The 14730-nt window shown below is 60.4% G+C and carries 12 protein-coding genes and 2 pseudogenes; 8 read left to right on the top strand and 6 right to left on the bottom strand.

The annotated features are described in order from the left end of the window. Positions 1–22 precede the first annotated feature (22 nt). The 5 genes from FFH90_RS14510 (at position 23) to FFH90_RS14490 (ending at position 6151) form a co-directional block, all read left to right on the top strand. Complete coding sequence (locus FFH90_RS14510; RefSeq protein ID WP_138867428.1) at positions 23–1669, top strand: bifunctional 3-(3-hydroxy-phenyl)propionate/3-hydroxycinnamic acid hydroxylase; 1647 nt, start codon at positions 23–25, stop codon at positions 1667–1669. 41 nt (positions 1670–1710) lie between these two features. Further along, positions 1711–2550 carry a VOC family protein gene (locus FFH90_RS14505; protein ID WP_138867427.1) on the top strand — a complete coding sequence of 280 codons (840 nt, stop codon included), beginning with the start codon at positions 1711–1713 and terminating at the stop codon, positions 2548–2550. 75 nt (positions 2551–2625) lie between these two features. Beyond that, on the top strand, positions 2626–4104 hold the full coding sequence (locus tag FFH90_RS14500) for an aldehyde dehydrogenase family protein (protein ID WP_138867426.1): 1479 nt from the start codon (positions 2626–2628) through the stop codon (positions 4102–4104). 88 nt (positions 4105–4192) lie between these two features. Beyond that, positions 4193–5170 carry a helix-turn-helix domain-containing protein gene (locus tag FFH90_RS14495; RefSeq protein ID WP_138867425.1) on the top strand — a complete coding sequence of 326 codons (978 nt, stop codon included), beginning with the start codon at positions 4193–4195 and terminating at the stop codon, positions 5168–5170. A gap of 216 nt (positions 5171–5386) precedes the next feature. Then, the gene (locus FFH90_RS14490) at positions 5387–6151 is read left to right on the top strand and encodes an ABC transporter substrate-binding protein (protein WP_064617548.1); all 765 of its coding nucleotides are present in this window, start codon (positions 5387–5389) and stop codon (positions 6149–6151) included. A gap of 29 nt (positions 6152–6180) precedes the next feature. On the opposite strand, the gene FFH90_RS14485 is transcribed toward FFH90_RS14490, so the two are convergent. The 4 genes from FFH90_RS14485 to FFH90_RS14470 are packed head-to-tail and all read right to left on the bottom strand — an operon-like array spanning position 6181 to position 10489. Next, complete coding sequence (locus FFH90_RS14485) at positions 6181–7716, bottom strand: amino acid ABC transporter permease/ATP-binding protein (RefSeq protein ID WP_138867424.1); 1536 nt, start codon at positions 7714–7716, stop codon at positions 6181–6183. A 49-nt stretch (positions 7717–7765) separates the two neighbouring features. Then, positions 7766–8563, bottom strand: a complete 798-nt coding sequence (locus tag FFH90_RS14480) for a transporter substrate-binding domain-containing protein (RefSeq protein ID WP_064617543.1) — start codon at positions 8561–8563, stop codon at positions 7766–7768. A 26-nt stretch (positions 8564–8589) separates the two neighbouring features. Beyond that, positions 8590–9639: an isopenicillin N synthase family oxygenase gene (locus FFH90_RS14475; protein WP_138867423.1), complete on the bottom strand. Its 1050-nt coding sequence runs from the start codon at positions 9637–9639 to the stop codon at positions 8590–8592. Next, positions 9632–10489 (bottom strand): sugar phosphate isomerase/epimerase, encoded by an 858-nt coding sequence (locus FFH90_RS14470; RefSeq protein ID WP_138867422.1) that lies wholly within the window; start codon positions 10487–10489, stop codon positions 9632–9634. Before FFH90_RS14470 ends, FFH90_RS14475 begins: the two co-directional genes overlap by 8 nt. Positions 10490–11545: 1056 nt before the next feature. Between FFH90_RS14470 and FFH90_RS14465 the strand changes: the two genes are divergently transcribed. The 3 genes and pseudogenes from FFH90_RS14465 to FFH90_RS30325 all read left to right on the top strand — a co-directional run. Next, positions 11546–12415 (top strand): methyl-accepting chemotaxis protein, encoded by an 870-nt coding sequence (locus FFH90_RS14465; protein WP_372240858.1) that lies wholly within the window; start codon positions 11546–11548, stop codon positions 12413–12415. 86 nt (positions 12416–12501) lie between these two features. Further along, entirely contained in the window at positions 12502–13059 is a 558-nt protein-coding gene (locus FFH90_RS14460) for a hypothetical protein (protein WP_064621261.1), read from the top strand. A gap of 113 nt (positions 13060–13172) precedes the next feature. Then, positions 13173–13268: pseudogene (locus tag FFH90_RS30325) on the top strand (DeoR/GlpR transcriptional regulator); the annotation flags it as partial. Between the two features lie 4 nt (positions 13269–13272). On the opposite strand, the gene otnI reads toward FFH90_RS30325, so the two are convergent. Continuing rightward, complete coding sequence (gene otnI, locus FFH90_RS14450) at positions 13273–14055, bottom strand: 2-oxo-tetronate isomerase (protein WP_138867421.1); 783 nt, start codon at positions 14053–14055, stop codon at positions 13273–13275. Between the two features lie 21 nt (positions 14056–14076). Then, positions 14077–14676 (bottom strand): annotated as a pseudogene (locus FFH90_RS14445) (transporter); the annotation flags it as partial. Between the last annotated feature and the right edge of the window lie 54 nt (positions 14677–14730).

Genomic DNA, 14730 nt, shown 5'->3' with positions numbered 1-14730 from the left:
CATCCGGAAGGGAACAACAACAATGACACCCCTCAAAAAAATCAGTACACACGTCTTGATCGTCGGCGCCGGGCCCACCGGGCTGACCCTGGCCAACTTGCTTGGCCAAGCCGATGTGGACACCTTGATCATTGATCGCAAGCCGGACACCGTGACCGAGCCGCGGGCCGTTTCGATCGATGACGAATCCTTGCGCACCATGCAGGCCGTCGGACTGGATGAAGCCGTGTTGCGAGATGTAGTGCCGGGCTATGGCGTGCACTACTTCACTCGGCCCGGTGGCCGCTGCTTCGGCAAAGTCGAGCCCACCGGCAAGTTGTACGGGTTCCCCAAGCGCAATGCATTTCGCCAGCCACTGTTTGAACACACCCTGAAAATGGGCCTCGAGCGCTTTGCCAACCTGAAGGCCCGGTTCAGCCATGAGCTGCTGGAATTCAGTCAGGATAAGCATGGCGTACGCGCATTGATCCGTGACGCAGACGGCGAAACTGTCGAAGTCCATGCGGCCTATCTGGTCGCCTGCGACGGTGGTCGTAGCCCGGTGCGCAAGCAACTCGGAATCGAGATGGTTGGCTCGAGCTTCTCCTCGCGCTGGCTGGTGGTCGACACTGATCAGGATGACGATCCGTTCTGGCAAACGCGTGTGTACTGCGATGCACGCCGTCCCGTCGTTGAAGTACCCGGCCCCCACCGCACACGCCGCTTCGAGTTTCTGCTCAAGCCGGACGAAACCGATGAGCAGGTACTCGGCGATGCTCGCCTGCAAGCGTTGCTTTATCCCTTCAAGGGCAACACCCCGGCGTCCATCGTGCGCAAGACCGTTTATACCTTCCACGCCCGGGTTGCCGAACGGTGGCAAGTGAACCGCGTGTTTCTCGCCGGCGATGCCGCGCATCTGACCCCTCCCTATGCCGGACAGGGCATGAACAGCGGTGTTCGCGATGCCCATAACCTGGCCTGGAAACTGATCGGCGTGCTGAAGGGAAAAATGGCTGAAACGGCTCTACTGTCTTACGAAAGCGAGCGTCGCGATCACGCCTGGGCATTGATCAGACTGGCCTTGAACCTCGGCGTGGTCATGGCGCCGGCAACTGTCTTGCGCGCTCGTTTGATCAGCGGTGCATTTGCTTTGATCGGCCTGCTGCCGCCGTTGCGGGACTATTTCCTGCAAATGCGCTTCAAGCCTAAACCCCGATTCACCAAGGGGCTGGTACTGATCGAAGGCAAAGCCGGGAAACTGTCCTGCGGACACATGTTCCCTCAACCGATGCTCACCGATGTTCAAGGCCAGGAAATTCTGCTCGATGACTCGATCGGTGCCGGCTTCGCCTTGATTCAGTACGGCGACCACAGCCGCCAACGCATCGACGAACTCCAGCATGGCTTGTGGTTCCACCTCGAAGCCAAGCGCATTCTGATCCTTCCCGAGCCTGTCAAAAACATCCCTTCGATGCCTGGCTGCACGGTGCTTCATGACCGCCAGGGTTTGCTCAAAGAAATACTGGGCGATTCAAACACGTTCTTACTGCTGCGCCCGGATCGCTATATCGCCGCCATTTTCGATAAGGCCGGCGAAACAAAGGCTGCCGAATCTTTGCAGTTGCTGTTCGGCATCGCACAGGCGCGAAACCAAAAAGCCGAATCAAGCATCGCGCCAGTCTTTCCCTGAATTCTTAAAGCCACGGAGGTGTTTATGCAAACCCTACAGACCTGCACCCCTGCACCCCTGCACGCCTGTGCTACCTGCATCTGGCGAGCAAAGAGCCGCAACGACAAATCGATTTCTACCGGCGCATGCTGGACATGGAAGGCCTGGCACAGCCCGATGGCAGCTGGATACTCAGTGGCCCGCAACGCGCCATGCTCGTGTCGCCCGCCGATCACAGCGGCCTGCTTGCGGCGGCCTATGACCTGGGCGATCAGGCTCGGCTGGGAGAACTGCGCGCCCGCCTGAACGAGAACGGCTGTGCTGTCGAAGACATCGACTCGCCGTTGCTCGAACCGGATGCCTTTGTGCTTCGTGACCCTCAAGGCCGACAAACGATATTTGGCGTGTCCCGCGTTGATCCCGGTGTCGACCGTCAAGGCATGCCGGGCCGCTTGCAGCACGTGGTATTCCAGACCACTGAACTGGAAGCCATGATCGATTTCTACGTCAATAAGGTCGGGTTTACGGTATCGGACAATGTCGTCGACGAGCAGACCGGCCAGCTCATGACGTGTTTTCTGCGCTCCGACGATGAGCATCATTCGCTGGCGTTTTTCCGCGGTTCGAAAAACGAATGGGATCACCACTGTTACGAAACCAATGAATGGAACGACATCCGTGACTGGGGTGATCGCTTCGCCAAGGAACGTATAACCCTCTTTTTCGGCCCCGGCCGACATGGCCCTGGCAACAATTTGTTCTTCATGGTGGTCGATGCCGATCGCAACCGTCTGGAGTTTTCCGCCGAACTCGAAATAACCGATGCCGCCCGCCAACCCGGTGTCTGGCCTCAAGAGGAATACACGCTCAATTCCTGGGGACGCGCCTGGATCAGGAGCTGAGCAGTTTCTACAGACAAGGTTTTGCATCATCCATGTCCTTAATCGACGCGGCCACCTGCCTCCAAAGGTAAGACTATGACGACTCAACATTTGCCCCTCTACGCCATCAATGGCGACCAATACATCAATGGCACCTGGCGCGCAGGTCGTTCCTCGCGGCGCCTGGATGACCGCAACCCCTTCAATGGCGAGCAACTGCTGGAAATGCCACTGGCCTCGATTGCCGATCTCGACGATGCCTATCAGGCTGCATATCGTGCGCAAACAGCGTGGGCACAGCTGCATCCGACACAGCGCAGCGCGCAACTGGAGAAACTCGCTCACGTCATCCTGAACCGCCGCGATGAAATCATCGACTGGCTGATACGTGAGTCCGGCAGCACGCGCATCAAGGCGAGCATGGAATGGCAGTTCACCCTGAACCTGGTGCGTGAGTGCGCAACGTTGCCGATGCAGGTTGAAGGACGGATCCTGACGAGCTACAAGCCCGGTGAACAGAGCTTTGTCTTCCGTGAACCGCTGGGTGTTGTCGGGGTGATCAGCCCATGGAATTTTCCGTTGTACCTGAGCATGCGTTCGGTGGTCCCGGCACTCGCGCTTGGCAACACAGTGGTGCTTAAACCCGCCAGCGACACGGCAGTAACAGGCGGCCTGCTGATTGCTCATTTGTTCGAAGACGCAGGCTTCCCGGAGGGTTCGCTCAATGTCGTGGTCGGTGCAGGTTCGGAGATCGGCGATGCCTTCGTCGAACACCCGGTGCCAAGCCTGATTTCCTTCACCGGCTCAACCGATGTCGGTCGCAATGTCGGCCGGATTGCGACTGGCGGCAAACACATCAAGCGCGTTGCGCTGGAGTTGGGCGGCAATGCTCCACTGGTGGTCCTGGATGATGCGGATATTGATATAGCTGCGCACGCAGCAGTGGTCGGGCGTTTCCTGCATCAGGGCCAGATCTGCATGAGCGTCAACCGGGTGATCGTCGACCGCTCGCTGTATGCGGACTTCACCGCGCTGGTGGTGGAGCGAGTGCGCAAGCTCAAGACCGGCGACCCGGCCCACGCAGACACCGTGATCGGGCCGGTGGTCAATCAGAACCAGCTCGATGGCCTGTTGCGTAAAATCGATGCCGCCGAGAATGCGGGCCTCAAGCGGTTGTGTGGCGGCCCAGCGTCCGGGTTGGTGTTGCCTGCGCATGTCTTCGGTGAAGTCGGGATCGATCAGGAACTGGCACGTGATGAAACCTTCGGGCCGTTGCTGCCGCTGCTGATCGCAGAAAACGAAGCGCATGCGTTGGAGTTGGCCAACGCCAGCGAATATGGCCTGTCCAGCGCGGTATTCACCCGGGACATGGCCCGAGGCTTGAACTTTGCCCGTGGCATCGTGGCCGGGATGACCCATATCAACGACATCACCGTCGACGACCAGCCCAATGCGCCCTTCGGCGGCGAAAAGAACTCCGGCCTCGGGCGTTTCAATGGTCACTACGCCCTGGATGAATTCACCCGCGCCCATTGGGTCACCTGGCAACCGGGGAGCCACCACTACCCTTTCTGATTCTTGATCGATACTGACCGGACTAAAATTGGGCAAGTGTTGACCCATTTGCCCAATCAACAAAAACAATAAGAAAAGAGGCGAAAAAATGAGTCATTTAGCCTGTGTGTCCACCGATCAGGTTGTTCGCTCCGACCGGCTGATGAAGTGGAAAGAGTTCATGAGCGATCACTTGGGTCGCACGCCGGACTACATCAAGCGTCTGGAATCGACGTTCATCGACCCGTTGCATAACAGCAACTTTCAAGGTCGGCTGGAATATGGCGATCTGGGTCAGCTCGGCTTCTGCCGCATGACCGCCAGTGCCCATCGCTACTCACGCCATCTGAGCAAAGCGGTCGACTCACCCGATACGCCGCGCATGCTGATTCTGCAGATCGCCGGCGTCAGTCATTTCGAACAAGGTCGGCACTGCAGCGCATTAGCGCCTGACGAGATGCTGTTGGTCGACAGCGGCCAGCCCTTCAGCGTCACCAGCACTCAAGGTTGCGAACATTTTATCCTGCTCTTCAAGGGGCCGGCCCGACAGCCACCGCAAGCGGGCGATGTTCACCTGAACGGGCGCAATGGATTGGGCCGCATGTTGATGCATCTGATCAGTGATGCGTACAGCCAGTACCCACTGCTCAACAATCATTCGGCCGAACTGATCGGCAACAGCATCGTGGGGCTTCTGGATAACGCCCTGAAGAACAAACAGGAAGAAAAACAACTCGAACACGATTTCCGCTTCTTCAAGCAAAACCGCCTCAAGGCGTATATCGAGCGCCACCTGGCCGACCGCGACCTGACCATCGAGCGCATCGCCAGCGTCGAGCAATGCTCGGTGCGCAGTTTGCACCGCGCCTTTCAGGAGGAGCTCGGCTGCAGCATCAGCGAATACATCTGGCAACGGCGCCTGTCGCGCTGCGCCGAAGATCTGCGCAGCCGGGAACATGCCCATCGCTCACTCACCGACATCGCCTTTGCCTGGGGCTATGGCAGCAGTGCTCATTTCAGCAGACAGTTCAAATCGGCGTTCGGCATGTCGCCCAAGCTGTTCCGCGATACCCAGGCCCGATCCTGACGCCACCTGCTGCTCGCCCATTGTGATGCGGGTGCACAACAGGTACTGGCCCCGCAAAACACATTCACTTGGGAGGTAGATGTGTCCCGCCACAAAGTCTGCGTAAAATACGGCGTCGATGCCGAATCCAATACAAAAACAGACTCATCATCCCTGTGATCAATACCACCGGTGAATTGTGGCTCCCCCCTACTTTCAATGCCTGAATGATCAACCATGAGCGGGAGTTCACGGATCTCAACTGCCCGTACAAAGACGCTTTGCAGGTTGTGCCTGTCGATCTCGCTGCTGATTGCCTGTCACGCGAGTGGCGCGCCCTTGCCGCTCGAACTGTATATCCCGGACGCTCCACCCCTGACGTTCGTCGATGGCTCCAAAGGCCACGGCATGGTCGGCGAGGCCGTGATGACCGCCATTGCCAACGCCGGATATGTCGCGCATGTCCATGTGCTTCCCTGGGCCAGATCGCAGAAACATGTCAGCGAGACTCAGGACATCCTGATCGCCCCTTTGTCACGCACGCAGGAACGTGAAGATCGCTTCACCTGGATCGCGCCGATCATGCCCATGGAGCGTGCTTTTTTCAGCCTTGACCGGCCGGTGAGCAGCTTCGAGCAAGCGAAACAAACCTACCGGGGGATCGGCGTCGGCCTGGGCAGTGCGCAGGAGGAAATCCTCCGTGAACAAGGCTTCAGCGACGAGCAGATCCACCCCCTGACCATTGGCGACAACCCCGCGCAGATGCTCTTGAAAGGTCGCATCGATGCCTGGTTCAACGGTGTCCCGGAGAGTCGATACATCTGGCCGAAAGTGTCTGAACATACACTGCACATGAGCCCCGTCATGAGCAGTGTGGACCTCTACCTGGCTTGCTCGAAGCAGTGCTCCGCCCAACTGGTGCAAGACTTGCGTGCGGCGGTTGAAACGCTTCGCGATGACGGCACCCTGGCGCGCATACAAAAGCGCTATTTGTCGCCATAGGAATTCTGAGGGCACACGGCTAAACCCATTCAAGGCAGGCATCCCTCCTCCTCTGGCACCTGCAATCCCATGAACCGCCGCACTCTATGAGCCTCGGGCTGCTCGCGGATCGCCTGTGGCGAGGCATCCAGCTGAATGTGGCCGTTTTCCATGAAGATCACCCGGTCGGAAATCGACAGGGCAAAATCCATCTCGTGGGTGACAATCAGCAGGGTCATGCCTTCGCGGGCCAGGTGGCTGATGACCGCGAGTACTTCGCCGACCAGCTCCGGATCCAGCGCCGAGGTCGGTTCGTCGAACAGCAGGATATCCGGGTCCATGGCCATGGCCCGGGCAATCGCCACGCGTTGTTGCTGGCCGCCGGACAGTTGATGCGGATATTTGTGGACGTGTGCCAACAGGCCGACCTTGTCGAGTAACTGGCAGGCGCGTTGCTCGCTCAACACACGACCGACACCGTGATAACGGGGAGCGAGGCTGATGTTGTCCAGCAGTGTGCGGTGCGGGAACAGGTTGAAGCTCTGGAACACCATGCCGATGCGCCGTACGCCCTGACGAATCCGACGGCTATCCGGTTTGTCCCAGGCATTGATGAAGCCCTCGCCGAACAACAGGATTTCGCCCTGATCGATGCGCTCCAGGCCATTGACCGTACGAATCAGCGAAGTCTTGCCGGAGCCGGACGGGCCGATGATCGAAATCACCTGGCCACTTTGTACCTTCAGGTCGATGCCCTTGAGCACATGATGATCGCCGTAGCGTTTGTGCACGCCCTGCAGTTGCAGGGCCGGGGCGGCGCCTTTGGATGGCGGCTTGAGCTTGCTCGATAGAACAGGCGCCAGACTGTCACGCAGCGCTTGTGTCGAGGCGCTGTCGAGGGTTTGCGGTGTCCGCAGGTTGAGGTCCAGGTAGCGTTCCAGACGCTGCAGGGCAAAGCCGAACAGCGTAACGATCAGCACGTAGTACACACCCACCGCCGCCAGGGTTTCCATCACCAGGAAGTTCTGCGCATACAGGCGCTGGCCGACGGTCAACAGTTCGGTCAATGAAATCACCGAGATCAACGACGTCAGTTTGACCACCGTGATGTATTCGTTGATCAAGGTCGGCAGTGAGATACGAAATGCCTGGGGAATCACAATCAGCCGTTGCAGGCCGAGCAGGCCGATACCCAGGGCGCGGCCGGCTTCCTTCTGGCCCTTGGCGACCGAGATCAGTCCGCCACGATGAATTTCGGCCATGTAGGCGGCCTCAGTGACCACCAGCGCCAACAGGCCGGAATAGAACGGTACCGACAGCACCGGCCCGGCACCGGGCAGCAACTGCGGCAGGTTGTAGATGAAGACCACCAGCACCAGCAGCGGAATGCTGCGAAAGAACCAGATGTAGAGTGACGCCGGCAAGCGCAGCCAGGGCGAGCCGGACAGCTTGGCTGACGCCAGGACGAAGCCCAGCAACATCCCCAGGAACCAGGCCAGGGCGCTCAGTTCGATGACGGTCAGGCTCGCCGCCCAGAAGTCAGTCTTGGAGAACAGCGAAATAAAGTAAGACCAGTCGAATTGCATAGACACCTCGTGCTCGCCGCGCCCTCGACCGAGGGCGCGGCTTCAGCCATTACTCGGAGACCGGTTCCAGGTCGTACTTTTTGAGAATGGCGGCGTACTCGCCGTTGGCTTTGCTGTCAGCCAGGGCCTTGACCAGCGCCTGATAGGTTGCCTCGGCGTCTTTTTTCACGTAGATGCCCAAGGTCTGCGGGTAAACCAGTTTCTGCGAGCTGACCACGACCCGCCCGTTGGTGCGCTGGGCAATCATGTGCGCGGCACCGGCGATTTCCACCTGGGCCTGGATGTTCTTCGACAGCAGCGCCTGCGTCACTTCGGGAGCCGAGGGGTATTCGTTGACGGTGATCGCGCCTTTGTTGTTCGGAACGCAGTAGTCGCTGGACAACTGGTTGAACTTGGCGACCCAGGTGGTGCCCTGCTCCAGGCCGATCTTCAGGCCGCACAAGTCCTCGGGAACCTGCGGGCTCAACTCACTGCCCTTGGGCACCATGATCGCCGCGCCGGTATTGGCGTAGGCGATAGTGCGGGCCTGGAGCTGGCGCTCGGGGGTGATGTACATGCCGGAAATGATCGCGTCGTAATGCCCGGCGTTGAGGCCGTTGATCAGATTTGGGAACTTGGTGTCGACGAAGTTGGCCTTGACGCTCATCGCCTTGGCCAGGGAGTGGGCCAACTCAGGATCAGAGCCGACCACATTCTTGTCAGCGTCGTAGGACTCGAACGGCGGGTAAGTGATTTCCATACCGACTTTCAACACACCGGGGGTCGCGGTGCTGGCGAAGGCGGTGCTGGCGCAGAACAGGCTGGCGGCGAGCAGGCTCAGTCGGGTCGAGGCGCAATGGATTTTCATGGTGGGAAGCTCCGTGGGTTGTTTTTTTAGGAATGAGAGGTGGTGTTCTTCAGATGGCCGAAACTCGATGGCTTTCGGGCCCGGGACGGCAACTCAAGCTCGCCGTTCTCCACGCGTTTGCGCAGGTACTGGTAGGTCTGTAAGGCCTGGCTCCACATGTGTTCGCCAATCGCCAGCGCCTCGTACTCCCGGTCATCCCTGGCGAATGCCGGCAGCGGCTTGATCAGCGTGTGATAGTCGCAGGCGTAGAACAGCGGGAAGCTGTAGCGCTCCTGCGCGACCTTGCGCACCCGGTGGGCAGTGGCCACAAAGGCACCCGCGGTCATGACTTCCAGCATGTCGCCGATGTTCACCACGAACGCGTCGGGTAGTGGCGGCGCATCAATCCACTGCCCCTGATCATTGAGCACCTCCAGCCCCGGTTGATCGGCGTGCAGGATGGTGAAGCACTCGTAGTCGGTATGCGCGCCGATGCCCGGAGCGTCGACGACATCGGCGTCGAAGGGGTAATGGATCAGCCGCAATTTGGAGGGCGGGCGAGTCACCAGCGCGTCGAAGTACCCCTCCTCCAGCCCCAGGGCCAAGGCGAAGCCATCGAACAGCCGGCGGCCTAGCGCGAACACCGCCTGATAGTAGTTCTGTACCGCGCTCTGGAAACCCGGCACCTCAGGCCAGTGGTTCGGCCCCAGCAGCGGTGTACGGTTGAGGAACAGCGGGTCATCCGCTGGCACTTCGAAGCCGATATCGAACGCTTCTTTGTGATCCGGCTTGCCCTTGGAATACACCTCCTCGCCTTCGGGCACGAAGCCCTTGTGGCTTTCCGAGGCGCCGATGTAGTGGCGCATCTTGGCGTCCAGCGGTTGCGCAAAATAATCCCTGGCCGCCTGGCGCAGGCCCTCGATCAGCGCCGGATCGATGCCGTGCCCGGTGATGTACAGAAAGCCCACATCGCTGGCGGCGCGGCCCAGTTGCTCGGCCACGGCCAGGCGGTGCTCCAGTTCGATGCTGAAGAGTCCGGCGATGTTCACCACCGGAATGCTGTTGAAGTTGGCCTGGGTTGGCGAGGTGCTACGCATGGCGGGCTCCTTCACGGGTGAAACGGTCGAAGTGTTCGCGCTCGGTCCGGGCCATCCACTGGTTCAAGGTCCAGAGGTCGGCCACCGGCATGTTGGTGAAGGGCAAGTGGTGCAGATAACCGTCGGCACCGAACTCCGGGGTCAAGGTGCTGACCGGGTAGCCACGTTCGCGCTGAGCGGTCCAGACGGCCTCCCAGTGGCGCTGATGGAACGCCAGTTCACGGGCATATTCCGGTGCGGCGGGATGGGGGACTTGCGGGCCTTGGTCGTAGCCGACCCGAGCCTGGATGTGATGCACGCGTTCGACGAAAGCCGAAAGATCGTCGGCCGGATCGTCCAACAGTCGCTCACAGCACACCACCCAGTGGCTGACGTCACTGGTGAAACGCAGGCCCGGCAGTTGGCGGATCAGCTCCAGGGTCACCCAAGGGCTGTAAAGGGAACGGGCGCGATGGGTCTCGAAACTGCAGAACACGCCATGCCTGGCGGCCAGTTCCATGGCCTGGCCGAAGAATTCGACCTGCAATGCCTGCGGCCAGCGGTCGTTGCCTGCCAGCAGATTGACGAAACGTGGGGTCAGCTCCGAGGCCCAGCCCAGTTTGCGATCAATGTCGGCCAAGTGTTGGGTGGGCGTGGCGTTCTGGTCGGGCAATACATCGTAGGCACTGAACAGTGTGCAGATGTAGGGAACTTGATTACTGCGCAGGAAAGCGCCGAACTCGCCACGCTCATCGGCCTGCAGTGGCAGGCGCGCTTCGAGGCCATCGAAGCCGGCGGTGAGCAGTTCATCCAGGGCCTGCGCCTTGCTGGCGGTATAGCCCCATAACGTGCGGAAAATTTCTAGCTTCATGCATTCCTCTCGGCTGCGTCAGGCCACCCGCTATTGGGCTGGCGTTACTGGGCAGTCGAAAGAAGTTGCTGCGGGCCGCGGCTCTGATGGCTGCGATCCCGTGTGACGAATCCTAAGGCTAGGGCGACAAGCGATTGAATAGGCTGCAGCAAATAGTTAGTTCAGAAATTCATGAACTAACGATGCCGGATTTTCTCGCGTTGTGTAAGCCGCAATGCGATCCGTAGCAGCTGTCGAGCCTGCGCTCGCTGTAGCAGCTGTCGAGCTTGCGAGGCTGCGTTCGGCTGCGAAGCAGTCGTGAGTCCGGCTGATGTGGTCTGCCTGACACATCGCGAGCTCTGGTTTTACGACTGCTTCGCAGCCGAACGCAGCCTCGCAGGCTCGGCAGCTGCTACCAAGTGTGCGCCCGGTGCGGATGGGCACGAACCAGAACAGAGCACAGCGACGCAGCCATTCCCGCGACTGGTGCGTTGCTCGTCTGTGCTGCCCTTCGCAACCCTGTAGCCATCAGGTGCAATTCTCCTTCCACCGCGGGGTGACAGGCTGATCTGTTGTCGAGCACAAAGGCTGGCAAACAACTTGCTTGGGCTCTGTTCAAGCTTGAGCCATCAACACCGATGGTTTGGCAAACATCTCGGACAACGGCGTCCGCTCCCCTGCCCATTGCGGCAGGAGAGCGTGCGCCGTTTTTGCTTTCATCCCGGCATCAGAAGGAAATCCTCATGTCCGCTCAAGGAATGCACCCACCGGGTCACGCCATCGTTCATCTGCGCAGCGATGGCGGCACATCGCACCCGGCCGGCACATCATTCGCCAAAGCCTTGTTCGAACCTGGCAGAGCCCTGCTCGAACGCAGCAGGATCGGCTTCTGGCTACCGCTCGGATTAGCCCTCGGCGCCTGTGGTCTCGCACTGGCCGAACAGCCCGCAAGCGCATTGGCCCTGATACCTGGCGTGCTGTACCTGGGATGCGCCTGGCAGCTTCGCGAGCGTCATCAACGCCAACTGCAGACATTCTGGGACACGGAACTGGCACAACTGCTGCGCAGCTCCCAGGATGCCGACCCCGCGACGCTGCTGGTGGCCGCCAGCCTGCAACTGCGCAACAACGAACGCTTGCGCAGCGAAGTGCAGCGAAGTGCAGTTCGCCAGCCGTGCCCTGGAGCAGATGGCTCAGCAAGCCCGCGACCAGGGAGAGGAACAGAGCCAACGCATCGCGATGATCGCCGCCGCCAGCGAACAGATCGATCAGACCCTGCACAGCATCGATGCCTTGGCCAAGGGCGCGCTGGCAGCCTTCGCCAACGCTCACACCCAGAGCGAAACCGGTTGCCTGGAAGCGCGCTCAGTGGGTGACAGCATGCGCGCCATTCAACAACGCCTGGGCAATACCGCACACGCCGTGGAAGCGTTGCTGCAGCGCACGACCGCCGTGGAAAGCACGGTCAACAGCATTCAGGCATTGGCCAAACAGACCCAGTTGCTGGCGCTCAATGCCTCCATCGAGGCAGCCCGCGCCGGCGAGCACGGGCGCGGTTTTGCCGTGGTCGCCGATGAGGTCCGCAGCCTGGCCCAGGCCACCGACCGGGCGACCCACGAAATCACCAGCGCCGCGACGGCGATCGCCATGGCTGTGCGCCAGGTGGATGGCGAGGTCAAGGAACACCGCGATCTGCTGGCCGCCGGGAGTGAACAGAGCGAGCAGCTCGCCGCCAACCTCGACGACCTGGCGCAACATAGCCAGAGCAATCTGCAACACCTCGGTGCCATGCAACAGGCGCTCAGCGAGCATCAGCTAGCCAATCATGCCCTCAGCGAACAGTTGCAACAGGTCAATGGCGCGGTGCAGGAACAGAGCACGCAAACCAATGCGCTGCACGACCTGACCCGTTATCTCAACCAGCTCACCGTCGGAAGCCGCCCATGAATCCAGCACTCGCCACAGCATTCGACGATGGGCCGTCCCGCCAAGTCCGTCTGCCACAGGGTGACACCGGACTAAGGCTGGCGCTGTTGCTGGGTCTCGACCTGCTGCAAGGATTACAGCAACATCGCGGTCTCGGCGGACAAGTCACCCGCGAGGCGCAACAACGTTGCCAGGCATTGGGGCACGCGCTCGACCAACGCTGGAGGGAGTGGCCGTATTCCGCACAGTGCCAGGCCTGGGGCGCGTTACGTCGCGACCCGGCGGATTTCGATGGCCATTGCCGATTGCTGCAGGACCTGCTCGGCGCCATCCAGCACCTCGAACTGCAACGCTGTGCGCTCAGCCTGGCGCGCCCGAGCATCGCCGCGCGCTGCTGGGAACTTGAAGAGCTGGGACGACTGCGCGGGCTGTCGGTACGCGCCGCCGCCCATCGAAGTTGCCCATTGGAAATGCTGATTCAATTGCAGTACCTGCACGAACGCTTGCTCAAGCACGCTCCCCATTCGCTGCACACTGCGCTCGAACAACTGCAACGCTGCCTGATCGGGACAACCACCGTGTCCATCACCCCGGCGCAGTGCTATGCCCTCCTCACCCCATTGCTCGACGAACGCCTGGACGCCATTCGCCGGGATCTGGATTGAGGCTGCCGCCACCAGAACAGAGATCCGCAACAGCTCGTTCCTTTACCGTAGATTCGCTACTATGTTTGCACCGCTTTCCTTGTCGGCGGATTTCTTCACTCTGGAGCCCGAATGCCATCCTCAGCGACGACGCACTGACTCCTGCCGCGGCCGATAGCATCCGCAAACAGGGTGTCGAACTGCTGTTGCCTTCCGATAACAACCTGTAAGGCGTTAGCGCGCCTTCCAGTCCCGCAGCCACTGCAAGCCGGCCGACGTGTTGCCACGGGGCCGGTATTCGCACCCTACCCAGCCGTCATAACCCAACTGGTCGATCAACTCGAACAGATAGGGATAGTTGACTTCGCCCAAGTCTGGCTCGTGTCGATCCGGTACGCCGGCGATCTGGATATGACCGATGCCGGCGAAGTCCCGACGCAGTTTAGTCGCCAGGTCACCTTCTACGATCTGGCAGTGGTAGCAGTCGAACTGAACCTTCAGGTTACTGGCGCCCACTTCCTTGCAGATGGCCTGAGCCTGATCCTGGCGATTGAGGAAAAAGCCCGGCATGTCGCGCGTATTAATCGGCTCCAGTAGCACCGTGATGCCGGCCTTGGCAGCCTGCGCGGTGGCATACGCGAGGTTCTCCAGGTACACACCGTGGTGCCGCGGCCGATCACTTTCCGACGGTAGCAACCCGGCCATCACATGGATGCGCGAGTTGCCCAGCACTGCGGCGTATTCCAGTGCGCGATCGAAACCGCTGCGAAATTCACTCTCCCGGCCCGGCAACGATACCGTGCCCCGCTCGCCTGCCGCCCAATCGCCGGGCGGTGCGTTGAACAGCGCCTGTACCAGGCCGTTGTCGCTCAGGCGTTGTTTGAGTTCCTGGGCGCTGTAGTCGTAGGGGAACAGGTACTCCACCGCTTCGAAACCATCGGCGGCCGCGGCGGCAAAGCGATCCAGAAACTCATGTTCCGGATAGAGCATGCTGAGGTTGGCAGCAAAACGAGGCATGGTAGCTCCTTGGACAGAAGGTTAGACAAACGGCCAGATCAGCAAGGTAATACCGAAACCCAGCGTGCCGAGAAAGGTGGTCAGCACGGTCCAGGTACGCAGGCCGTCGGCCACGTTCAACCCGGACAGTTTGGTGAAGATCCAGTAACCGGCGTCGTTGATATGGGACATGGCCAACCCACCACCGCCCATGGCCAGGCACAGCAGCGCCATGTGATTCGCCGTGAGGTTGAGGGTCGCGATCAACGGGCTGATGATGCCGGCAGTGGTCACCAGCGCCACCGTGGTCGAACCCTGAACCGCACGCAGCAGCATGGTCAGCAGAAAGCCCAGCGCGAGGACCGGCAGACCGGTGGTGCGCAGCAAATCGGAGACCACCGCACCGATGCCGGTGTCCACCAGCACCTTGCCGAACACACCGCCGGCACCGGCAATCAGAATCACCATGGCCACACCTGGCAAGGCCGAACCGATCACGTCAGACACCTGGGTACGGCTCCAGCCCCGACGCGAACCCAGCAACCAGGCACACAGCAAAGTGTCGATCAGCAGCGCCACCAATGGCGCACCGAGCACGGTCATGATGCCGCGCAGGAGCGAGTCGGCCGGCAGCTGTGAAGTATTTTTTCAAAATAACATTTTTTAACATCAGCTCAGGGCATCCGTCGACGCAGG

Source organism: Pseudomonas sp. ATCC 43928 (genome assembly GCF_005938665.2).
GTDB lineage: Bacteria > Pseudomonadota > Gammaproteobacteria > Pseudomonadales > Pseudomonadaceae > Aquipseudomonas.
The sequence above is the reverse complement of the archived record's forward strand: the minus strand, read 5'-3'. Positions and strand labels throughout refer to the sequence as shown.

Coding starts and splice junctions, on each gene's coding strand:
- FFH90_RS14510 (WP_138867428.1), top strand. CDS start 23: ATGACACCCCTCAAAAAAATCAGTACACACGTCTTGATCGTCGGCGCC.
- FFH90_RS14500 (WP_138867426.1), top strand. CDS start 2,626: ATGACGACTCAACATTTGCCCCTCTACGCCATCAATGGCGACCAATAC.
- FFH90_RS14495 (WP_138867425.1), top strand. CDS start 4,193: ATGAGTCATTTAGCCTGTGTGTCCACCGATCAGGTTGTTCGCTCCGAC.
- FFH90_RS14490 (WP_064617548.1), top strand. CDS start 5,387: ATGAGCGGGAGTTCACGGATCTCAACTGCCCGTACAAAGACGCTTTGC.
- FFH90_RS14485 (WP_138867424.1), bottom strand. CDS start 7,716: ATGCAATTCGACTGGTCTTACTTTATTTCGCTGTTCTCCAAGACTGAC.
- FFH90_RS14480 (WP_064617543.1), bottom strand. CDS start 8,563: ATGAAAATCCATTGCGCCTCGACCCGACTGAGCCTGCTCGCCGCCAGC.
- FFH90_RS14475 (WP_138867423.1), bottom strand. CDS start 9,639: ATGCGTAGCACCTCGCCAACCCAGGCCAACTTCAACAGCATTCCGGTG.
- FFH90_RS14470 (WP_138867422.1), bottom strand. CDS start 10,489: ATGAAGCTAGAAATTTTCCGCACGTTATGGGGCTATACCGCCAGCAAG.
- FFH90_RS14465 (WP_372240858.1), top strand. CDS start 11,546: ATGCCGACCCCGCGACGCTGCTGGTGGCCGCCAGCCTGCAACTGCGCA.
- otnI (WP_138867421.1), bottom strand. CDS start 14,055: ATGCCTCGTTTTGCTGCCAACCTCAGCATGCTCTATCCGGAACATGAG.